The 20,070-nt window shown below is 71.6% G+C and carries 26 protein-coding genes; 17 read left to right on the top strand and 9 right to left on the bottom strand.

Going from position 1 to position 20,070, the window contains the following annotated elements; all coding sequences use genetic code 11:
• The first annotated feature begins 90 nt into the window (after positions 1 to 90).
• The 3 genes from KUG39_RS02280 to KUG39_RS02290 all read left to right on the top strand — a co-directional run bounded on the left by KUG39_RS02280 (position 91) and on the right by KUG39_RS02290 (position 3,204).
• Positions 91 to 1,254, top strand: a complete 1,164-nt coding sequence (locus tag KUG39_RS02280) for a DUF2157 domain-containing protein (RefSeq protein ID WP_216912472.1) — start codon at positions 91 to 93, stop codon at positions 1,252 to 1,254.
• A complete protein-coding gene (locus tag KUG39_RS02285; RefSeq protein WP_216912474.1) occupies positions 1,251 to 1,760 on the top strand; it encodes a hypothetical protein in 510 nt (169 codons plus the stop codon). Before KUG39_RS02280 ends, KUG39_RS02285 begins: the two co-directional genes overlap by 4 nt.
• A gap of 67 nt (positions 1,761 to 1,827) precedes the next feature.
• Positions 1,828 to 3,204, top strand: a complete 1,377-nt coding sequence (locus KUG39_RS02290; protein WP_216912476.1) for a lysophospholipid acyltransferase family protein — start codon at positions 1,828 to 1,830, stop codon at positions 3,202 to 3,204.
• Between the two features lie 16 nt (positions 3,205 to 3,220).
• On the opposite strand, the gene KUG39_RS02295 is transcribed toward KUG39_RS02290, so the two are convergent.
• Entirely contained in the window at positions 3,221 to 3,865 is a 645-nt protein-coding gene (locus KUG39_RS02295) for a 2OG-Fe(II) oxygenase (protein WP_216912608.1), read from the bottom strand.
• A gap of 133 nt (positions 3,866 to 3,998) precedes the next feature.
• Here KUG39_RS02295 and KUG39_RS02300 point away from each other — a divergent pair, with 133 nt between their 5' ends.
• Positions 3,999 to 5,324: a ScyD/ScyE family protein gene (locus KUG39_RS02300; RefSeq protein WP_216912478.1), complete on the top strand. Its 1,326-nt coding sequence runs from the start codon at positions 3,999 to 4,001 to the stop codon at positions 5,322 to 5,324.
• On the opposite strand, the gene KUG39_RS02305 is transcribed toward KUG39_RS02300, so the two are convergent.
• Complete coding sequence (locus KUG39_RS02305; protein ID WP_216912480.1) at positions 5,239 to 5,718, bottom strand: protein phosphatase; 480 nt, start codon at positions 5,716 to 5,718, stop codon at positions 5,239 to 5,241. The genes KUG39_RS02300 and KUG39_RS02305 overlap by 86 nt on opposite strands.
• A 62-nt stretch (positions 5,719 to 5,780) precedes the next feature.
• Here KUG39_RS02305 and KUG39_RS02310 point away from each other — a divergent pair, with 62 nt between their 5' ends.
• From KUG39_RS02310 to KUG39_RS02340, 7 genes are all read left to right on the top strand, one after another.
• Positions 5,781 to 6,035, top strand: a complete 255-nt coding sequence (locus KUG39_RS02310; RefSeq protein WP_094585220.1) for a hypothetical protein — start codon at positions 5,781 to 5,783, stop codon at positions 6,033 to 6,035.
• A 175-nt stretch (positions 6,036 to 6,210) separates the two neighbouring features.
• The gene (locus tag KUG39_RS02315; RefSeq protein ID WP_286192857.1) at positions 6,211 to 6,606 is read left to right on the top strand and encodes a hypothetical protein; all 396 of its coding nucleotides are present in this window, start codon (positions 6,211 to 6,213) and stop codon (positions 6,604 to 6,606) included.
• 9 nt (positions 6,607 to 6,615) lie between these two features.
• The gene (locus tag KUG39_RS02320; RefSeq protein WP_216912482.1) at positions 6,616 to 7,923 is read left to right on the top strand and encodes an extracellular solute-binding protein; all 1,308 of its coding nucleotides are present in this window, start codon (positions 6,616 to 6,618) and stop codon (positions 7,921 to 7,923) included.
• Entirely contained in the window at positions 7,920 to 9,152 is a 1,233-nt protein-coding gene (locus KUG39_RS02325; protein ID WP_216912484.1) for a mechanosensitive ion channel family protein, read from the top strand. The genes KUG39_RS02320 and KUG39_RS02325 overlap by 4 nt, the downstream gene beginning before the upstream one ends.
• A 68-nt stretch (positions 9,153 to 9,220) precedes the next feature.
• Entirely contained in the window at positions 9,221 to 9,589 is a 369-nt protein-coding gene (locus KUG39_RS02330) for an AbrB family transcriptional regulator (RefSeq protein WP_015110192.1), read from the top strand.
• 236 nt (positions 9,590 to 9,825) lie between these two features.
• Positions 9,826 to 10,038: a DUF8657 domain-containing function gene (locus tag KUG39_RS02335; protein WP_094585224.1), complete on the top strand. Its 213-nt coding sequence runs from the start codon at positions 9,826 to 9,828 to the stop codon at positions 10,036 to 10,038.
• Between the two features lie 238 nt (positions 10,039 to 10,276).
• Complete coding sequence (locus tag KUG39_RS02340; protein ID WP_094585374.1) at positions 10,277 to 11,113, top strand: metal ABC transporter permease; 837 nt, start codon at positions 10,277 to 10,279, stop codon at positions 11,111 to 11,113.
• Between the two features lie 7 nt (positions 11,114 to 11,120).
• Here the strand turns inward: KUG39_RS02340 and KUG39_RS02345 are convergent, their stop codons facing one another.
• The 4 genes from KUG39_RS02345 to KUG39_RS02360 are packed head-to-tail and all read right to left on the bottom strand — an operon-like array spanning position 11,121 to position 14,113.
• Entirely contained in the window at positions 11,121 to 11,819 is a 699-nt protein-coding gene (locus KUG39_RS02345) for a cupin domain-containing protein (protein WP_216912486.1), read from the bottom strand.
• A gap of 3 nt (positions 11,820 to 11,822) precedes the next feature.
• On the bottom strand, positions 11,823 to 12,524 hold the full coding sequence (locus KUG39_RS02350) for an anti-sigma factor (protein WP_216912488.1): 702 nt from the start codon (positions 12,522 to 12,524) through the stop codon (positions 11,823 to 11,825).
• Positions 12,521 to 13,102, bottom strand: coding sequence for a sigma-70 family RNA polymerase sigma factor (locus tag KUG39_RS02355; protein ID WP_216912490.1), 582 nt, complete (start codon positions 13,100 to 13,102; stop codon positions 12,521 to 12,523). Before KUG39_RS02355 ends, KUG39_RS02350 begins: the two co-directional genes overlap by 4 nt.
• A gap of 12 nt (positions 13,103 to 13,114) precedes the next feature.
• Positions 13,115 to 14,113 carry a DMT family transporter gene (locus KUG39_RS02360; RefSeq protein ID WP_216912499.1) on the bottom strand — a complete coding sequence of 333 codons (999 nt, stop codon included), beginning with the start codon at positions 14,111 to 14,113 and terminating at the stop codon, positions 13,115 to 13,117.
• Between the two features lie 103 nt (positions 14,114 to 14,216).
• Here KUG39_RS02360 and KUG39_RS17520 point away from each other — a divergent pair, with 103 nt between their 5' ends.
• A complete protein-coding gene (locus KUG39_RS17520) occupies positions 14,217 to 15,092 on the top strand; it encodes a hypothetical protein (protein ID WP_094585229.1) in 876 nt (291 codons plus the stop codon).
• A gap of 110 nt (positions 15,093 to 15,202) precedes the next feature.
• A complete protein-coding gene (locus KUG39_RS02370) occupies positions 15,203 to 15,706 on the top strand; it encodes a DM13 domain-containing protein (RefSeq protein WP_094585230.1) in 504 nt (167 codons plus the stop codon).
• 23 nt (positions 15,707 to 15,729) lie between these two features.
• Here KUG39_RS02370 and KUG39_RS02375 read toward each other — a convergent pair whose 3' ends face one another.
• On the bottom strand, positions 15,730 to 16,431 hold the full coding sequence (locus KUG39_RS02375) for a molybdopterin-dependent oxidoreductase (protein ID WP_216912501.1): 702 nt from the start codon (positions 16,429 to 16,431) through the stop codon (positions 15,730 to 15,732).
• The gene (locus tag KUG39_RS02380; RefSeq protein WP_353617313.1) at positions 16,431 to 17,051 is read right to left on the bottom strand and encodes a cytochrome b/b6 domain-containing protein; all 621 of its coding nucleotides are present in this window, start codon (positions 17,049 to 17,051) and stop codon (positions 16,431 to 16,433) included. Before KUG39_RS02380 ends, KUG39_RS02375 begins: the two co-directional genes overlap by 1 nt.
• 203 nt (positions 17,052 to 17,254) lie before the next feature.
• On the opposite strand from KUG39_RS02380, the gene KUG39_RS02385 reads away from it, so the two are divergent.
• A complete protein-coding gene (locus KUG39_RS02385) occupies positions 17,255 to 17,779 on the top strand; it encodes an HPP family protein (RefSeq protein WP_502690422.1) in 525 nt (174 codons plus the stop codon).
• 8 nt (positions 17,780 to 17,787) lie between these two features.
• On the opposite strand, the gene KUG39_RS02390 is transcribed toward KUG39_RS02385, so the two are convergent.
• Complete coding sequence (locus KUG39_RS02390; RefSeq protein WP_094585233.1) at positions 17,788 to 18,132, bottom strand: ArsR/SmtB family transcription factor; 345 nt, start codon at positions 18,130 to 18,132, stop codon at positions 17,788 to 17,790.
• A gap of 187 nt (positions 18,133 to 18,319) precedes the next feature.
• On the opposite strand from KUG39_RS02390, the gene KUG39_RS02395 reads away from it, so the two are divergent.
• From KUG39_RS02395 to KUG39_RS02405, 3 genes are read left to right on the top strand one after another with little or no spacing between them, the layout of a single operon-like run.
• Positions 18,320 to 19,153 (top strand): sulfite exporter TauE/SafE family protein, encoded by an 834-nt coding sequence (locus KUG39_RS02395; protein WP_502988629.1) that lies wholly within the window; start codon positions 18,320 to 18,322, stop codon positions 19,151 to 19,153.
• The gene (locus KUG39_RS02400; RefSeq protein WP_094585234.1) at positions 19,150 to 19,587 is read left to right on the top strand and encodes a hypothetical protein; all 438 of its coding nucleotides are present in this window, start codon (positions 19,150 to 19,152) and stop codon (positions 19,585 to 19,587) included. Before KUG39_RS02395 ends, KUG39_RS02400 begins: the two co-directional genes overlap by 4 nt.
• Positions 19,584 to 20,069, top strand: coding sequence for a GNAT family N-acetyltransferase (locus KUG39_RS02405; protein WP_216912505.1), 486 nt, complete (start codon positions 19,584 to 19,586; stop codon positions 20,067 to 20,069). Before KUG39_RS02400 ends, KUG39_RS02405 begins: the two co-directional genes overlap by 4 nt.
• The last annotated feature ends 1 nt before the right edge of the window (position 20,070 follow it).

The raw sequence follows: 20,070 nt of genomic DNA on the forward strand, positions 1-20,070 counted from the left end.
CACATCTCCCCACCCCACGGCTTCGCCCCGGCGCAAAACATTCACGCGGAGCGCGACGACTGAGCCACCCAATCCCCGTAGCCTCAGCCCATGGCTGACGGCTGGGAATCACGGCTGGAGCGCTGGCGGCAGGCCGGCCTGATCGACACCGCCGGCGCCGAGGCGATCCGGGCCTGGGAACGGGCCCAGCCGGGCCGCCCACGGCTGCGGGTGCCGGTGCTGGTGGCGGTCGCTCTCGGGGGCGTGCTGGTGGCCGCCGGGCTGCTGCTGTTCGTCTCCACCCACTGGGCGGCCCTCGGGCCCGGCCAACGCTTCGGCCTGCTGCTGGCTCTGGTGGTGGGCCTGCACGGGGGCGCCGCCGCCGTGGAGAGCCGCTTCCCGCCCCTGGCCGTGAGCCTGCACGGCGTGGGGACGGTGGCCCTGGGGGCGGGCCTTTACCTGGCCGGCCAGCTGTTCCACCTCGAGGCCCAATGGCCCCTGGGGCTGCTGCTCTGGGCCATCGGCGCGGGCCTGGGCTGGGCCCTGCTGCGCCAGTGGCCCCAGCTGGCGCTGCTGGCTCTGCTGGGGCCGGCCTGGCTGCTCAGCGAGTGGCAGCGGGCCGTCGACACCGCCACCGAGGCACTCCAGCGGGGATCCGGAGATCCGACGGCCGTGCTGGCCCCGGCGGCGGGTCTGGTGCTGCTCAACCTCTGTTATCTGGCGGCCCCCGCTGGGGCGGGCCCCGCCTCCGCGCCGCGGCGGGTGCTGCTCTGGCTGGGTGGGCTGGGCCTGCTGCCGGCGGGCCTGCTCTGGCAGCTGCTCAGCCACGGGGGCCCCACCACCGCCTCCCTGCCGCTGCCGCTGGCCCTGGTCGGCTGGGCCGTCGCCCTGGGGGCCCCCCTGCTGCTGGGCGTGGGCCTGCGGGGCCGGCGCGCCTGGCCCCTGGCGGTGGCGATCGGCTGGCTGCTGCCAGGGGTGGCGCTGGCCTGGTCCACCCACCAGGACGCCGGCGTGTTCACCTATCTGTGGTGGGCGGTCGGAGGGCTGCTGCTGGTGGCCTGGGGCGTGATGGAGGGCCGCTCCGAGCGGGTCAACTTCGGCGCCGCCCTGATCGCCATCGACGTGCTCGCCTTCTACGTCTCCCAGGTGATGGACAGCCTGGGACGCTCCGCCAGCCTGATCGGGCTGGGGGTGCTGTTCCTCGGCGGCGGCTGGGGCCTGGAGCTGCTGCGCCGCCGGCTCGTGGCCCGGGCCATCGCCAGGGGGACCCCATGATCCCCGGGCCGGCGCGCGGCCTGCTGGTGGCCCTGCTGCAGGGCGGCCTGCTGCTGAGCCTGGGGGGCCAGCTGCTGCTGGATCGGGCCACCCGGCCCCGGGGCTGGATGCTGAGCGAGCCGGTGGATCCCTACCTGCCGATCCGGGGGCGCTACGTGAACCTGGCCCTGCTGGTGCCGGCCCCCGAGGTGCCGGCCGGCCAGTCCAGGCCCTGGTCGGGGGAGCGGCTGGTGCTGCGCAGCGAGTCCGACCGGGTGCGGGCCACCCTGGCCACGGACGCCACCCCCCGCTCCAAGAGCCTTGCGGCGACACCGCAGGGCGAAGGCTGGCGCCTGGGGCCCTCGGTGGCCTACTTCATCCCGCCCGGGGTGGCGGACCCCTCCCGCCGTCCGGCCGGCGAGCGGCTCTGGGTGGAGGTGACGCTGCCGGCGCAGGGTCCGCCCCGGCCGATCCGGCTGGGGGTACGGCGGGGCGACGGGCCGATCACCCCCCTCGAACTGCGCTGAGACTGGCCCTGGGCCAAGGGCTGACCTGGACACAGCCCGCCCCCGGCAGCCCGCCTAACCTCCGCCGATGGCCACCGCCCCGCCCCTGGAATTCCTGCCCCCCCGCCTGGATGGCCGGGTGCTGGCGCTGGGCCGGCTGGTGCTGCCGCTCTGGCTGCGCTGGCGCTGCCAGATCACGGCGGTGGAGGTGGAGGGCATGGCCACGCTCGTGGAGGCGATGCGGTCCTTCCAGGCCGGCGAGAGCCGGCTGCTGATCGCCTTCCGGCACCCGAGCCTCGACGATCCCCTGAGCATGGCCCGGCTGCTGTGGGTGGAGCTGGCCGAAGCAGGCCGGCGGCAGGGCCTGCGCTTTGATCCGGCGCCCACCGGCCAGTTCCTGTTCGACCGCGGCATCCCCCTCTGGGCCGGGCCGGCGATGGGGTGGATCTTCACCCACCTGGGCGGCGCCTCGATCCAGCGCAGCAAGCTCGATCTGCCCGCCCTGCGGACGGCCCGGAAGCTGCTGCTGGAGGGGCCCCATCCCTTCGCCCTGGCGCCGGAGGGGGCCACCAACGGCCACAACGAACGCCTCAGCCCCCTGGAGCCCGGCACCGCCCAGCTCGCCTTCTGGACGGCGGCCGACCTGGCGGAGGCCGGTCGCAGCGAGCGGATGGACCTGCTGCCGATCGGCCTGCAGTACAGCTTCATCGAGCCGGTCTGGGGGGCGATCGAGGCGCTGCTCTGCCGCCTGGAGGAAGGGGCCGGCCTGGCCCCCGATCCCGGCCACGACCTCGACCCCTCAAAGCTGCACGGGCGGCTGGTGCGCCTCGGGGAGCGGATGCTCGAGCAGATGGAGGCCTTCTACCGCGACAAGGTGCACCTGGCCCTGCCCGAGAAGTGCGCGCCCGCCGCGGACAGTGCGGAGCCGGAGCCCGCCTTCGGGCCCCGGCTGCAACGGCTGATGGATCTGGCCCTGCGGCGGGTGGAGCAGTCCTTCGGCATGGGGCCCAGCGGCAGCCTCACGGACCGCTGCCGGCGTCTGGAGCAGGCCGGCTGGGACCGGCTCTACCCGGCCCGGCCCCCCGGCGGCGAGCCCCCCAGTCCCCTGGCCCAGGCCCTGGCCGACCGGCTGGCGGAGGAAACGGCGGCCCAGCTGTGGCACATGCGCGTGGTGGAGTCCTTCGTCGCGGTGAGCGGGAGCTACGTGCGGGAGCGGCCGAGCCAGGAGCGCTTCGCCGACACCCTGCTGCTCCTCTGGGACACCCAGTGCCGGATCCAGGGCCACACCGCCAACCAGCGCCCCCGGCTGGGGCGGCGGCGGGTGCGGATCAGCATCGACCGGCCGATCGTGGTGGACGGGCGCCTCGCCGACTACCGCCGGGATCGGCGCCAGGCGGTGCAGGCGCTCACCGAGGAACTGGAGCTCCGGCTGGAGCGGCTGATCGTGCCGTCGCCCCTGGACTGACCAAAGGACCGGGGCCTCAGCCGGCGGCGAGCCGCGCCACGTAGGCGTCCAGGGTGCCGGCATTGATCCAGCCGGTGGCGATGGTCTTGCTGTGGGTCTGGCTGACGCGGCCCCGGTGCACATGGGAGAGGCCGGCGGGGAAGATCGCCAGCTTGCCCTTGACGGCCTCCTCGTGGTGGTCCTGCCAGTGGAATTCGGTGCCGGCGTCGGGGACGGTGTCGAGGTAGAGGATCCAGGCCAGCACGCGGCGGATCGGCTCGGTGGCCTCATCGCTGGTGTTCCAGTCGCAGTGCCAGCTGTAAAACCCCTCCCCCGGCGCATAGCGCTGCAGGTTGAAGATCGGGTTGACGAACAGGGAGCGCTCCGGACAGCAGGTGAGGAACAGGGGCCGCTCGGCCAGGTAGCGCTTCAGGCCGGCGGAGACGCCGCGCATGATCACGTCCGCCAGGCCCTGGGCCTCGGGGTCGGAGCGGTCGATCCACACCAGGCTGATGTCGGTGGAGATCTTGCCGGGATCCGCCTCGGCGCCGTCGCCCGGTTCAGACCCGAAGGAGAAGGCGACCCCGCGGCGCTGCAGGTCGGTGCGGCGATCGAAGAAGGCCATCGCCGCATCGGCCAGGGCCACGTAGCCGGGATCCTCGAAGCTGCCGATCAGCCGCATCCGCGCCCGGGACCTCAGGGACATGGAACCTAGAACGCAGGCCCGACGTCCACCGGTGGTGTCCTCGGCGTCTTGACGGGGCCCGCAGGATCGGCAGAGTGCCGCCTGTCGCCTCCCCCGGACCGTCTTGCCGATGACGCCGTCGCCGCTGCACCCCGCCTCCCGCCAACGCCCGCTCCGGCCTGGCCATGGGCTGCTTGGCCTGGCCCTGGGGGCCTGGGCCGGCGCCGGCCTGCTGGCCGCAGGCGCCCCCGCCGACGCCGCTCCGTACCGGGTCCGGACCCTGGCGACGGGGCTGGAGAATCCGCGCGGGCTGACGATCGCGCCGAACGGCAACCTGGTGCTCAGCGAAGCGGGCCGGGGCGGCAGCGGCCCCTGTCTCGTCGCCGGCAGCGGCAACACCCTGTGCTACGGCACCACCGGGGCCGTGGGCCTCTTCGACCGCACCACCAACGTCTATTCCCGGGCGCTCTCCAACCTGCCCTCCCTGGCGGTCCAGTCCTCCCCCCTGTTCCCGGAGGGAACGGGCCTGGCGGACCTCGCCTTCAACGGCTCCGGCCAGCTCTTCGGCGTCTTCGGCTTCGGCGCCAACCCCACCCTGATCCCCGGCGCGGGCAGCTCCCTCTTCGGCCAGACGGTCGCCATCGACCTGACCGCCGGCAGCCTGACGCCCCTGGCCGACATCGCTGGTTTCGAAGCGACCCAGAACCCCGACGGCAAGGATCTCAACAGCAATCCCTTCGCCCTGGTGGTGCGCGGGGACGACACCTACGTCACCGACTCGGGCGGCAACAGCCTGGTGAAGGCCGACGGCGCCAACCAGGTCTCGCTGGTGAACGTGTTCCCGGAGGAGCTCGTCACCACCCCGCCGCTGCCCTTTCCCTTCCCCTTCCCCGAGGTCCCGGCCCAGGCCGTGCCCACCGGCATGACCATCGGCCCCGACGGGGCGCTGTACATCGCCCAGCTCTCCGGCTTTCCCTTCGCCCCCGGGACCGCCGACGTGTTCCGCTACGACTTCATCAACCCGGTGACGAAGTTCGCCGGCGGCTTCAGCAACCTGATCGACATCGCCGCCGGACCGGATGATTCGCTCTACCTGCTCCAGTACAGCGATGACTTCTGGGGCCCCCCGTCGGGCAGCATCCTGAAGCTGGGCCTCGATGGCAGCGTCCGCACGATCTTCGACGACCTGGTCAGCCCCACGGGCCTGGCCGTCGGCCGCGACGGCACGATCTACGTGGCCAACGATGGCGACGGGGTGAACGGCCAGCTGCTCGCCCTCACCCCGTCGCCGGTGCCCGGCCCCCTGCCCCTGCTCGGCGTCGGCGTCGCCTTCGCCCAGGCCCGGCGCCTGCGGCGCCGCTGCGCCGGCCTCAGCCCGGCCCGTTCCGCCAGGGCACGGCGACCAGCGCCTCCAGCGACTGCCAGCGGCCTCGATCGTCCGACACCAGCGGGCTGAGGCCCACCGCCTCGAGGGCGGCGGCCACCCGCTCGGGGGCGATGGCCTCCGGGGTGCCGGTCGCGGGCCCGGGCTCCAGGGGCAGCACGAGCACCTGCTGCTCGGCCGGATCGGCCATCACCCGCAGGTTGTGGTCGGGGAGTTCCCGCTCGAAGAACAGCCGCCGCATGCGGGCCGTGAGCGCCGGACCCAGGGCCGCCGCGAAGGCCTCGAGGGCCCGGGCCTCCCCGGAGCCGCCGCAGCTGAGGGCCAGCCAGATGAGCAGCTTGGCCCAGCTCTCCGCCGTCCACAGCGGCGGGAAGCTCTGCCGGTGCTGGCGCACCAGCTCGGCGATGGCGAAGTCGAACAGGGTGCCCTGCAGGGAGGCCACCGATGGCAGGGGTTCCTGATCCATCCAGCCATCCTGACGGCCAAGCGGCAAACTGCAGGGGCAACGACCGTCCCTGGAGACGCCCGATGGCCCTCGATCTGAACGATCCTGAGCTCGAGTTCGCCGATCTCGTCACCGCCTACCAGAGCTGGGTGATGGCCGTGATCAACGACGAGAAGCTGGGGGGCGACAAACTCCTCACCGACGACATCGCCGACGACGCCCTGAACGCGATGCGCTTCCTGCCGGATGTGGTGACCAGCGCCATCGAGACCACCCTGGCCCGTGTCTACGACGTGGACCCCGACGAACTCGCCGAACTGCTCTACCCCGAGGACTGAGCGGCGCCCGGCCGATGACCCCAGGCGACACGCCGGCGGACAGCTACGTCCTGGGGACGGAACCGGAGGAGCAGGAGCGGCTGCGGCTGCAGCATGAGCTCTGGCAACCGGCCGCCACGGCCCCACAGGTCCAAAGCGCTCCCGGGCTCGGCACGGGGGGCTTTGATCTGGCCTGGTGGCCCATGAATACGTCCACTGGAACACCTTCGGCCTCCATCCCGATGGCGCCGCGATCGCCCGCTTCCGCGACGCCGCCATCGCCAGCTTCCGCGGCGCCGGCGGCGATCCCGATGTCAACCGGCGCCTGCCCAGCCTGCTGGCGGCCCGGGATTTCGGGATCGAGGAACTGCTGCCCCTGCCGGTGCTGGGTCGGGGCGGTGACCCCTGGGCCCGCTGGCTGGAGCGCTTCGTCACCCTCTACGGGAACGAGCTGATCCGCCAGGGGCTCTGGTCGGCCGAGGAGGCCGCCGCTGCGGCCGCGGCCATGGCCAGGGCGCGCCTGGATCCAGGGGCCTACTGGGTCGGCCCCACCGTGCTGGCCCTGCGGGCCCGCCGCGGGCAACACCCCTAACCTCCCCATGTGATCCCCCTCCTCCGCCGCTCCCCCACCCCGCCCGGCCAGGGCCGACGCCAGGCCCGGATCACCCGGCTCGCCGTGGGGCTCGCCATCCCGTTGCTGGCCTCCCTGGGGGGCTGCCAGGGGCAGCGGCTGCAGCCGATCCTGCGCCCCCTCGAGGGCACCCTCTACATCGCGGTTGGGGTCAGTCAGGAGGCCCTGGACACCGAACTGCAGAAGGAAGTCCGTGAACGCACGGCCCTGCTTCAGGCCTCGTTCCGCACCCTGCAGCCGCGGGTCAGGCTCCAGGTGGAAACCTTCACCGAGGAACGGCTGCGCAATGAACTCCTCGTCCGCAACCGGACCGGCCTGAGCCCCGACCTGCTCCTTGTGAACGAGTCCACGGCCCAGGAACTGGCCCGGGAACGGCTCATCAGCACCGTGTCCTTGCCGGCCGCGGTGCTGGATCAGCTGGATGCGGGTTCGGTGGTACGGGTCCGGCGCAGGGACGGCACCCTGACGGGCATCCCCCTGGAGCTGCAGCCCCTGGTGGCCTGCTTCGATCGGCGCCGCGTCAGCCGCAGCCCCGCCACCCTCAGCGAGCTGCTGGCCTTCAGTGCCAAGGGGATGGAGGTGGGGCTGTCTCTCGATGCGGTGAGCCTGGCCTGGACCCTGGGCCCGCTTGGGGCGATCGACGCCGTCAGCGACCTGCTGGCCGGGAAACCGGCGACCCCGGCGATGCGGACCAGCCTGGATGGCTGGCTGCAGTGGTTGCGCGAGGCCGACCTGCAACAGCACGTCACCGTTTACCCCACCGAGACGGAACTGCTGAAGGAGCTGATGGTGGGGACCCTCGACTGGATTCCCTGCCGCAGCATCAACATCACCCGGCTCCGGTCGCGCCTGGGCACGAACCTGGGCGTGTCCCCCCTGCCCTCCGGCCCCTTCGGCACCGCCAGCCCGATCACCCGGGAGCGGGTGCTCGCCTTCGGGGTCAACTCCAGTCCGGGCCAGCGCCAGCTGGCCCTGGCCCTGGCCCGGTTCGCCATCAGTCCGCTGCACCAGCGAGACATGGTCCTTCGCAACCAGTACGTGCTGCCGGTGAACCGGAAGGTGGCTCCGCCGGTGAGCAGTTCCTCCGTGGTGGCCGCCATGGTGGAGGGCCGAAAGCAGTCGATCAAGAGCTCGACGCTCCGCCTGGAGGGGAAGACCAGCAAGAGCCAGAGGGACGCCTGGCAGGCGCTGCTCACCCGTTTCCTCTTTGATGACCTGAGCCAGCAGGACGCCCTCAAGGGCCTGATCGACCTGCTGGGTGGCGAGAGGTCCCGATGAACATGCTGCTGCTGGAGATCCTCGGCTGGTTCGGCTACCTGCAACGCATGGAGGTGCGTGTCCAGCTGATCCTGTTGCTGCTCGTGTTCCTCGGCCAGGGGCTGCTGGGCCGGCGGCTGGCCCCGCGGTTTCCCCCGGCAGGGCGGCCGAAGCTGGTGATCCCCACGCTGCTGGGCCTGCTGTCGCTGGCCCTGGGGCTGGGCGGGCAGCCCTTCGGCCTGGTGCTGCTGGGGCTGCTGCTGTACCTCGGCTGGCTGGGGCTGGGCGGGGTGCGACTGCTCCTGGGCCGCTTCATCCAGCCCCAGCCGATGCAGTTGCTGGAGACGCGCCTGATCCGCCCGGCGTACCTGCTGGTCGCCGCTTTGCTGGTGATCCGGGTGTTCGACAACCCCCAGGATCTGGCCCTGATCCCCATCGGCGAATGGTTCGGCTCAGAAGTGACCGTGGGTAGCTTTTTGCTGGCGGTGGTGATCCTGTACGTGCTGGCCATGGGCACCGGGCCGCCGGCCCAGGGTGTGGCCTGGCTGGTGCAGCGCAGCGTGGGCATCAGCAACGGCAGCCGCCGGGCCCTGGCCCTGATGATCCGCTATGCGGCGGTGGCCGTTGGCATCGTCTGGGCCCTCGATCACGTGGGCTTCAACCGCACAGCGATCCTGGCGGTGGCCGGCGGTCTTTCGGTGGGCCTGGGTTTCGGCATCAAGGAAGTCTTCTCGAACTTCGTCAGCGGCCTCTGGCTGTTGTTCGAGGGGTCGGTGCGGCCGGGGGAGGTGCTCTTCATCGACGGTGATCCCTGTGAAGTGCGCAGCCTCGGCCTGCGGGCCGCCGTGCTCTGGCGCGACCGGGATAACGCCGAACTGGTGATCCCGAATCAGACCTTCTTCACCAGCACCACCGTCACCTACACGGGCAGCGACACCCTGCGGCGCAGCCAGGTGCTGGTCAGTGCGGCCTACCACCACGATCCCGACGACGTGATCGCCCTGCTGGAAGCCACGGCCCGCGGCCAGAACCGGATTCTGGCCACCCCGGCGCCGAAGGGCCTGCTGCTGCGTTATGGCGATTCCTCCATCGACTACGCCCTGCGTTTCTGGATCGCCAACCCGATGGATAACGTCTCCATCTGCAGCGAAGTCCAGGCCGCCATCTGGCGGGTCTTCCGGGACCGGCAGATCGAGATCCCCTTCCCCCAGCAGGTGCAGTACCAGGTGGAGGGTCCACCCAAAAGCTGAACCTGGCTCCCCTGGCGATCGCAGGCCCGAGTTGTAGAATTTCGGCCAATACCAACCGCCATTGCATCATGCTCAAAGGTGCCGATCTGCTCGCCAAGGTGAAAGAGCTGGGCGATGCCTCGAAGTCCGATCTGGTGCGCAGCTGCGGCTACGTGAGCACCAAGAAGGACGGCAACGAGCGCCTGAACTTCACGGCCTTCTACGAAGCGCTTCTCGATGCCAAGGGGATCAACCTCGGCGACGGCGTCGGCAAGGCGGCCACCAAGGCCGGCCGCAAGCTCGGCTATACCGCCAAGGTCCAGTTCAACGGCAACCTGCTGGTGGGCAAGGCCTACACCGCGATGCTGGGCCTCGAGCCGGGCGATGAATTCGAGATCAAGCTCGGTCGCAAGGCGATCCGGCTGGTGCCCGTGGGCGGCTCCGACGACGACGAGTGAAGCTTTGTACGGCGTACCGCTGTCGCCGTCGCTTCCGATCTAAACCAAAGGTGCGGGGCCGGGGAGATTGATCAACTCCCCAACGCCTTCGCAAAGTAGCCCCCCTCGGGTCATGCTCGAGGGGGGCTACGTGTGTTCGGGGTCCGGGCCCTGTGCTTTGGAATGCACACGATGGGGCGAATCGTCAACCAATTCGCAACCTTCTGTTACGTTGAAGGCCGCTGCGTGGTCCATCCATGCCTCACCCCCCATCCCATCCGGCAGCAGCCCTGCACCCCGGCAGCTTCGTGGCGCTGGGCAGCCGCCAGGGCGGCACCTACCAGGTGATCAGCATCGACGAGGAAACCGACAGCTGCTGGGTGCGGCGCTGGCCCCTCACCCGCCACGGATCCCCCGCCTTCTCGGCCGCCCTGCCGGATCTGCGTCCCCTGCACCGCCCCTCCCACTGAGCCCTTTCCCCTTGCCCTGCACCGGAGTACAGCCATGATCCCGATGGGTTTCGTCATCACCTCACGGCTGTTCTGCCGCGCCGGTCGCCTGGCCCTGCTGGCGGCCTCCCTGGCCCTGGTCGCGGAGGCCCTGGACCTGGCGCTGGCCCACACACTCTCCTGAGGTCGCACACGAGCGCCCTGGGTACCCTGAGCCGATGGCAGCGACGGACCGGGGACAGCACCCATGACCGAGGGCATGGCAGGGGCATCGACCCTGGTGGAGCTGCTCCAGCTCCCCTTCATGCAGCGGGCCCTGCTGGGCGGTCTTCTCAGCGGCGCCCTCGGCGGCGTGCTGGGCAGCTTCGCCGTGCTGCGCCAGCTTTCCTTCTTCAGTGACGCCCTGGGCCATTCGGCCCTGCTCGGCATCACCCTGGGCCTGCTGCTGGGGATCGATCCCACCCTGGTGCTGATCCCCTTCGCGGTGCTGTTCGCCCTGATGACGAACCAGCTGGTGCAACGCAGCAAGCTGCCGGCCGATGCCCTGCTGAACATCGTCTATTCCTCTTCGCTCGCCATGGCCGTGGTGGCCCTGAGCCTGCTGCACGTCTACAAGGGCGGCATCCAGCAGCTCCTGTTCGGCGACATCCTGGGGGTCACCTGGCTCGACCTGGCCCTGATCGGGGCCCTGCTCGTCGTCACCACCGGCTACCTCACCCTCACCCGGCGCGACCAGGTGCTGCTCACCCTCGACGAACCCCTCGCCCGCTCCCGGGGGGTGGCCGTCTCCCTGCACCGGTTGCTGTTCCTGGTCCTGCTGGCCGTGGTGGTGGCCATCTCCGTCAAGGCGGTGGGGGTGCTGCTGATCAGCGCCTTCGTGGTCATCCCCGCCTGTGCCTCGCGGCTGGTCAGTCGGCGCTTCGGCACCTATGTGGCCCTCTCCGCCGGACTCGGGGCCGCCGGCGCCGTGCTCGGCCTGCTGCTGTCGGCCGCCTTTGCGCTGCCCTCCGGCCCCTGCGTCGTGATCGCCCAGCTGGTGGCCTTCCTGGTCGCCCTGGCGGTGGCACCGCTGCGGGGCCGGGCGGCGACCTCCTGAACCGCGATCAGCCGGGCGGGGAGGCCGTCCCCGGGTCAAGGTGGCCGGTCTTGACCCAGATCAGGCAACCGCTGCCGCTGAAGGGCGCATGGCGACTGCCGGCCGGATTGCGCAGCCAGGTCCCGGCCGGGTAGGCCCCCTGCTCGTCCTCGAACACCCCCTCGAGCACGAAGATCTCCTCGCCCCCCGGGTGGGCGTGGAGGGGGAAGCGAGTTCCGGGCTCCCAGCGCACCAGGGCCACGTGCTCCAGGCCGAAGCCATGCAGGGGCAGGACGCTCAGGCCGGGCACCAGGCCGGGCACGAAGGTGGAGGAGCCGGTGTCGATCACGACCCGCGTCTGGTCGGCCGGATCCATCTGGCGGAGCTTCACCAGGATGGTGCAGCCGGCCGCACTGAAAGGGGCATGGGCGGAGCCGACCGGGTTACGCACGTAGGTGCCGGGGCCGTAGTCGCCCTGCTCATCCGAGAAGACCCCCTCGAGCACGAGAAACTCCTCGCCGCCGTCGTGCCCATGGGGGGAGAAACGGCTGCCGGGGGCGTAGCGGACAACCGAGGTGGCCCGGGCGACCTCCCCGCCGTCGCGCTCCAGCGGGCGCCGCTCCACCCCGGCCAGGGGTGAGGGATACCAGGGCAGAGAGCCGCTGTCGACGACCACCCGCAGGGCCGGATCGGCATGGAGCTGGGTGGGGAGGGGGGCGGGGGCCATCGTTCAGAGGGAGCTGGTGAGCAGCATCGGGCCCCTGGGTGCCGGGCCGTTGGGCTCGCCTTCGACGCTGACGCTGACGGCGCTGGCCTGGCTGGTGGGGGAGAGGGGGATGGGCATGGCCACCTGACCGCGGGCGTTGGGCACAAAGTGGACGCAACCGACGGTCTTTCCCCCCACGGTGGCCCAGAGGCGGTAGGTGCGCTGCGGCGGCAGGGGGGGGAGGTGGCTGAGGGTCAGCAGGTTGTGGGTGCGGTTGCCGGTGACCAGCACCTCACCGGCCACCTTCTGGCCGGGCTGCACGGCCTGCAGCGGCAGCAGGCGGGGATCGGCGAGCGGTGCCGGCGCCAACTGCCGCTGCAGACCCGCCAGCTGCTGGCGGGTCTGGTGCAGCTCGCCGGCCAGCACCAGCAGGCCGGCCGCCAGCAGGGAGGGCACCAGCCAGAGACGCCAGGGCCGCGGCCGGGCGCTGGGCTGCAGGAGGCGCCGGCGCAGGGCGGGAGGCGGCACCGCGGTGGCCGGCAGGGCCAGGGGCAGCAGTTCCAGGGTGGTGCTGAACTCCTCGAGCCGCTGGCGCAGCTCGGGCCGCTCCCGCAGGAGCAGGGCCAGCTGCTCCCGCTCGGCCTCCTCGAGGTCCCCCAGGGCATGGCCGGCGAGCAGGGCGTCGATGCCGGCGGCATCGGGGGTGGGGATGGCGTCGGGAGTCATGGCTGGGCGGGCGAATCGTGGAGGAGGGCGCGCAGGCGGATCAGGCCCTGGCGGGCGCGGGTCTTGACGGTGCCGAGGGGCAGCTCCAGCAGCGCTCCGATCGCCGACTGGCTCAGCCCTTCGTAGTAGGCCATCTCCAGCACCTGGCGCTGGTTGGCGGGGATCGCCGCCAGGGCCCCCCGGACCCTGTCGGCCAGATCCTCGGACTCGGCACGGTCGTGGGGCGTGGGCACGGCCGACGGGAACAGGTGCTCCGACCAGCGTTGCACCAGCTGCCAGCGGTTGGCGCGCTGGTTGAGGCGGTTGATGGCCATCGAGCGGGTCAACAGCAGCAGGTAGGCCAGCACCGGACCCCGAGCGGGGTCGTAGCGCCCCTGCTGCCAGTAGCGCAGGAAGACGTCATGGGTGAGGTCTTCGGCCTCCTGGCTCGAGCGGCACAGCCGCAGGGCCAGGCGGTACACCGGACCGCTGCAGCTGTCGTAGAGGGCGGCGAGATCGCCGCCCTCGCCAGGGGCCCCCGAAAGGGAGCCCCGCAGCGGCGGCCGTCTGGGGGGGGCTTCGGCGTCGGAGGGGTTCACGACCGGGGGTGTTCAGCGGGAGTGCCGTTCTTCGGATACCGGCGAAGGCTGCGATCGGATGGGGCCCGGCCGGCGGCTGACGAACACGCCGGCCAGCACCAGGGCCGAACCGGCCAGCACGGGGATGCCCAACGGTTCCCCCAGCAGCAGGGCGGCACTGAGGACCGCCACCACCAGGGCCAGCGAGCTCCAGAGGGAGACGACGGCCACGCTGCAGCGGCGGTAGGCCTGGCGCAGGGCCAGCTCCCGACCCAGGGAGAGGGTGACGGCATAGACGCCGATCACCCCCACCACCCACCAGAGCCGCAGCAGGAGGAAATGCTGCGGTCCGAACAGCACCAGGGCGATGGCGCCGAAGACCAGGGCGCTCAGCAGGGTGGGCACCCCCACACTCACGGCCGCCGGCCACTGGCGGGCGGCGATGGCGCGACCACTGACGGCCGAGCCGGCGAAGGCCAGCACCCCCACCAGGGCCCAGGCGATGCCGGCGGCGTCATCCATCCGGCCGCCGCCCATGGCCATGGACGCCTGGGGCAGCACCAGGCCGGCGCCGATCAGCACCAGGCTGAGCCGGAAGCCGGCGGGGAGGGCCTCCCCGAGCAGCCAGCGTGCCAGCAGGGCGGAGACGGGCAGCACCAGGGCGAACAGCAGGGTCTGGCTGATCACCGAGAGGGATTCCAGGGCGAGGTAGTAGGCCACGGGCCCGAGAAACAGGCCCAGGCCCCCGTGCAGGGCGAGCAGGCGCCGATCGGCCGGCCCCAGCTGCGCCAGGTCGTTGCCCAGGCTGCGCCGTCCGGGGATCAGGGCCGCCAGACCCACCGTGAGCTGGGCCAGGAAGAAGACATTGCAGAAGCTGATCGGGTTCTCACCATCCACCGGATGGGCCATCCCGTGGTCCTGCAGGCCCTTGAGCACGGTGGCGTCCATCCCCCGCAGCAGCACGTAGAGCAGCAGCGGCAGCAGGCCCGGGATCGGCCGCGCTCGCCCGTCCGATGGATCTGGGAGCCTCATCGGCTCAGGATGGCGCCCTCCAGGCCACCAGGGAACAGCCGGAGAGCGGCCCGGAGCGCTGGGCCGGGACCCCTACTGTTCCTGCGTCGGGCTCCGGGTCCTCGTGCGCCTCTCCACTGTCCTCAACCAGCTGTCGCGGCCAGCACGCCGCACCCTGGATCACCAGCGCAGCCCCTGGACCAGCCTCTGGCGCCAGCCGGTGTCGATGGCGATGCGGATGCCCTGGCCGGTGTTCTTCCTGGCGATGACGCTCATCTATCTGGCGGAGGTGCTGATCTTCGCCCTGGCGTTCCAGCTGGATGCCGGCCATGTGGAGGCGGAGGGGGCGATGGGGCTGCCCGCCAGCGGCATCTTTGCCCTGCAGAACATGTTCAGCGCCAGCTTCCAGTCCGCCAGGGTGAACTCGCCCTACACCCTGGGCCTGGCGGCGGGCCAGCGGATCATCGGCATCCTGACCACCGCCATGGTCACGGGTCTGTTCTTCCTGCGCTTCACCCAGGTGGATTCCCCGCTGCGGTTCAGCCGCCAGCTGTGCCTGAGCTGCTGGCCCGGTGGTCACCTCAGCTGCCGCTTCGTCACCACCGACCCCAGCTACTGGCTGAAGGTGTCGTACACGATGGCCCTGTTCGTGGATGAGGAGATCGAACCGGGGCTGTGGCAACGCCGGGTGCACCCGCTGCCGTTGCTGAACCCGTCCACGCCCCAGCTGCATGTGACGGCGGTGCTGACCCACCCGCTCACCCCGGAGAGTCCCCTGGTCCAGCTGGGTCTCGACGCCATCGCCCGGGCCAGCGGTGCCCTGATGGTGCTGGTGGAGGGTTCCGATGAGGTGACGGGATCGTCCCTGCTCCAGGTCCATCACTACCGCCTCGAGGACATTCTCCAGGGCCGGACCTTTGCCGATCTGGTGTCCGTCGACGGCCGGGGGCGTCGCCAGGTGAATCTCGACGCCCTCCACCACACCGTGCCGATCACCTGAACCGGCACCGGATCGAATCCGGAGCGGCCGCCCATGGGTATCTGCTGGTGAGCGCGGGTTCTGGCGTCGCAACGCCTGGCCTGTCCCTCGCCCCTCACACCCCATTCGCCATGACCCGCTCCCCCCGCACCGTCCTCACCGGCGCCCTCACCCTGGTGGCGGCGGCGGCCTTCTCCGGCACCGTCCTCCCCGCCCGCAGCCTCGGCCTCCCCGCCGTCGAGCCGATCACCCCCGCCCTGGCTTCCCTGGCCCAGGCCATGGCGAAGGCCAGCGGCAGCTTCCGCAAGGCGGAGGCTCCCGTCAGCGGCGGCTTCTCGATCAGCGAGCAGGGCGGCAAGACGGTGCTCACCCTCAGCGGCGACTTCAAGACCAACGCCATGGCCCCGGATCTGTGGGTGGCCTTCAGCCCCTCCGCCACGCCCCTGGCGATGAGCAAGGCCCCCGCCTTCCCCCTCAAGCCCGGCAGCTACACGCTGCTGTCGAAGCTGAAATCCAGCAAGGGGGGCCAGAGCTACGTGATCCCCGCCTCGATCGACCTCAAGGCCCAGAAATCGGTGCTGATCTGGTGCCAGAAGTTCAACGCCACCATGGCCTGGGCGCCCCTCAAGCCCTGAGCGCCAGGCCCCTCAGCGTCCACTCAGAGTCCGGCGAACCACTCGTAGCCCCTGTCCTCCCAGGTGCCGAGGCGGTCGCCGAGGCTTGTCATCAGCTCCAGGCCGGTGACCCACTTGCTCTGCTTGTAGCCGAGCTTGATGGGGCTCGCCAGCCGCACGGGGGCGCCGTTGGCCACGGGCAGCGGCGCCCCGTTCATGTGGGTGGCGAGCAGGGTCTGGGGGTGCAAGGCGGAGGCCAGATCCCAGGTCTCGAAGTACTGGTCGGCGGAACGGATCGCCAGATAGGCCCCGAGGGGAGACGGGCCCGCCAGGGCCAGCACATCGGCCAGACGCGGGCCCGACCAGGCGACGATCGCCGCCCAGCCCTCCACGCAGACGTGGCGGACGACGCACTCCCGCTGGGGCAGGGCGGCCAGGGCGGCCAGATCAAGGCGCAGGGGCCGGCGCACCGCCCCTTTGACCACGAGCCGGTAGCTCTCGGGCGGGAGGTTGGGCGTGCCGTTGAAGCTGTTGACCAGCAGGGCGGCCGGCTCCACCTGGCTGCGCCGGAATTCGGGCAGCGGCCCCTGCCCCTGCAGCAGGGCCTCGATCCGCTCGTTCAGCGGCTGGGTGGCGGCGCCCACCGCGTTGCTCCAGCGGTTGAGGCCACAGCCGCCGAGCAGCAGGGAGGAGCCGCCGGAGACCAGCAGGCCGAGGGCACGGCGGCGGCCGGGGTCGCTGCCCATCACAGGGCCATGCGCCGCAGCAGCCGCAGGCCGCCCACCCGCCAGGAGAGCCCCACGTGGGCCACCAGCAGCAGGGCGATGGCGGGGATGGTGGCCAGGTGACAGACCCGCAGCGTCTGCCAGCTGGAGTGGCCGGCCGGCTCGGCGAAGGCGAACAGCGACACCAGCCACCACAGCTGGGCCGGCTTGTACATCGCCAGACCCGTGAGCAGGCTGAAGGCCAGCACGACCAGCATCAGGGTGTAGGTGATGCGGTGGCTGGCCAGGCGACGCCGGGGGGGACTGGCGCTGTGGCGCAGGGTGCCCAGATCGCCGCCGTCGGCCAGGCGCCGGTGGCGGCGCTGCAGCAGCAGGCCGATCCAGAGCCCCAGGTTGGCGGCATACAGACCCATGACGCCGAAGTGCCAGTCGCGGCCGCCGGCCAGCCAGCCGCCGAGGGTGAGCCACTCGGGCACGGTCGCCCCCGCCCGGCCGCCGAAGACCGGATTGGCGTTGTAGATCTCCAGGCCGCTGCCGGCCATCAGCAGCAGCACCAGCAGGTTGAAACCGTGGAAGGCCCTCGTCCACAGGGGGTGGGCGCCCGGGCGAGCGGAGCCGGAGGCGTCAGAGAGCGTGATCACCGGCTGACGCCAAGGGAACGCCGTCAGTCTGCCGAGCTGTCCTTGTACCCGCTGCCACACGATCCAGCGGCAGAACTCACCACAATGGGCCGGTCAACCCCTTGCGGTTGCCTCCCATGACTCTCCGGGCCGGCCCATCGGCTCCTGAACGCCAGCACCATCGCGTTGCAGGCTCAGGCGCCCGTGGGACGGGCACATGGTGGTTGGGGCGACTCCTGGCTTCCGTTCACACAGAGCGAGAGAGGGGCAGGGCCTACCAGCCGCGTTTCACCCGCGACCACCTGGCCTTCTCCTGGCTCGGGGCTTTGCTGTCCCTGGCCCTGCTCGGTGGTCTCAGCGCCTGGAGCGGCTACCTGCTGATGGCGGCCCCGCTGGGGGCGTCCTCGGTGCTGTTGTTCGGCCACCCCCGCAGCCCCCTGGCCCAGCCCCGCAACATCGTTCTGGGCAACGGACTGGGGGGCCTGATCGCGATTCTGGTGGTGAGCTGCGGCTGGTCCGGTGCCTGGGGTGTGGCCCTGGCGGTCGGGCTCACGATCGTGGTGGGGCAACTGGGTCGCTGCCTCCACCCTCCGGCCGGCGGCGTCGCCTTTCTCGGGGTCTTTCTCAAGGCCGGTCCCGGATTCGTGCTGTTTCCCGTGCTCTCGGGGTCGGTGCTGCTCGTGTTGCTCGCCTGGCTGTTCAGCCGGGGGGTCCGAGGAGCCTCTGCGTACCCGGCGCACTGGCTCTGATCCGGGCCTCAGGCGGAATGGAGCTGGTCGAGCTGCTGCTGCAGGCGCTGCTTCATGCGCGTCTGGACCAGGTGGCAGAGCTCCTCCACCAGCTCGGCGTCGGCGCGGTAGATCAGGCGGACCCCTTCGCGCTCGCAACTCACGAGGCCGGCCCGCTGCAGCTGGGAGAGCTGGCGGCTGATGTGGGACTGGCTGAACCCGGTGGCCTCGATCAGGGAGGCGACATCGCAGGGACCCTGCCGCAGATGGCAGAGGAGCTGGAGCCGGGCCGGCTCGCTCAGCAGCCGGAAGAACTGGCTGAACTCCTCCAGCAGCTCCGGACTGGGAATCGAACCGGGACCGACCACGCCCATGCCAGATCACTATGACGCTAGCGACATTATGCAGCGCCGTTCCCGCCGATGGGGCGCAGACAGCGGCAGCTTTCACTCTTTTGCCGTTGTATGCGTGTATGGTCATAATTACCAGCCCAAGCCCCGCGATGTCCGCCGTCCCCGCATCGCCACGCCATCCCGCCCGGTCCCGGCGGAGGGGACGGTCTTGAGCGTCTCGCTGCTGCTGCTGATGGCCTCCGGCGGTGCCGTGATCGGATTCCTGCTGGCGGTGCTCGGCGCCGGTGGCTCGATCCTGCTGCTGCCCCTGCTGATCAGCGGCGCCGGGCTGCCCACCCGGGAGGCGGTGCCCCTGTCGCTCCTGGCCGTCACCCTGCTGGCGGTGGCCAACGCCGGCCCCTACCTGCGGCGGCGCCAGGTGGCGCCCCGGCCCGCCCTGATCCTGGGGGTGCCGGCCCTGGCGGGCAGCTGGATCGGCGGCTCCCTCGTCAAGCAGGGGCTGATCCCCGAGCCGGTGCAGCTGGCGGTGTTCGCCGCGGCCGCCCTGGTGGCCGCCTGGTTGCTCTCACGGCGGCAACGCGGCCCTGGCGGCGACAGGCACGCCACCGGATCCCGGCGGCCCGGAGGGAGCCTGGCCCTGGCGGGGCAGGGGGTGCTGGTGGGCCTGCTCACCGGGATCGCCGGCGTGGGCGGCGGCTTCGCCATCGTGCCCGCCCTGGTGCTGCTGGCCGGTCTGCCGATGCCCCTGGCCAGCGGCACCAGCCTGGTGCTGATCGCCACCAACAGCCTGGTGGCCCTCGGAGCCCTGGGGCACTGGCCGGCGGCCGGCCTGCCCCTGCTGGCGCCCCTGATCGGCGGCGGACTGGTGGGGGCGATCGGCGGCCAGGCCCTGGCCCCCCACCTCTCCGATCGCCACCTGCGCCAGGGCTTCGCCGCCCTGCTGATCGGGTCGGCCCTGCTCACGGGCGCCGAAGCCCTCCAGCGCCAGCGCAGCCTCGGCGCCGCCAGTCCCCCCACCCACACCGTCCCGCACCAGCGATGAGCCAGCTCCTGTTCCAGTTCCAGCTGCAGAGCCGCCACGGAGCCGCCGGCGAGGCCCTCAGCGTCGATTTCCGCAACGGCGAGCAGGAGCCGTGGCAGCCGCTGGAGCCCAGCCTGCAGACCCCCGGCTTCCGGCTCTTCCTGCTGTCGCTGCTGCTCTGCCAGCACCACTACCTGGTGGCCAACGCCCTCGAGCGGCACCTGCCCCTGGCGGCCGTGGACGGGGTGCTCAACGTGACCGCCTCCGCCGACTGGATGGTCGAGGCGGTGGAGGGCACGTTCCAGGTGCGGCTGGAGGCGGCCGATGGGGCGGCGACGCCCGCGCTGGATGGGCCCAGCCGGGCCTTTCTGGAGCGGCGCATGAAGGTCTGTCCGGTGTCGCGGAATCTGCCCGGTACGGTGACCAAATCGATCGTGGTGCAAGCGGCGGGATGATCCGGGCTTACGAGCCGGCCGACTGGCCAGGGGTGTGGGCGGTGCTGGAGCCGGTGTTCCGTGCCGGCGAAACCTTCCCCCACGACCCGGCCATCGACAGCGACGCCGCCCATCAGGCCTGGGTGGGGGCCGTCGCCGCCACCTTCGTGGCCACCGATGCGGACGGCGCCATCCTGGGCACCTACTACCTGCGCCCCAACCAGCCGTACCTGGGCGCCCACGTGGCCAACGCCGGCTATGTGGTGGCCGAGGCCGCCCGGGGCCGGGGCGTGGGCCATGCCCTCTGCCGCCACTCCCAGGAGGAGGCGCGGCGGCGGGGCTTCACGGCGATGCAGTTCAACCTGGTGGTGAGCACCAACACCGCCGGCGTGGCCGCCTGGAGCCGCAACGGCTTCCGCACCATCGGCCGGCTGCCGGGGGCGTTCCGCCATCCCCGCCTGGGGGAGGTGGATGCGCTGGTGATGTTCAAGACCCTGGCCTGAG

This window comes from Synechococcus sp. CCAP 1479/10 (assembly GCF_019038515.1).
GTDB lineage: Bacteria > Cyanobacteriota > Cyanobacteriia > PCC-6307 > Cyanobiaceae > Cyanobium.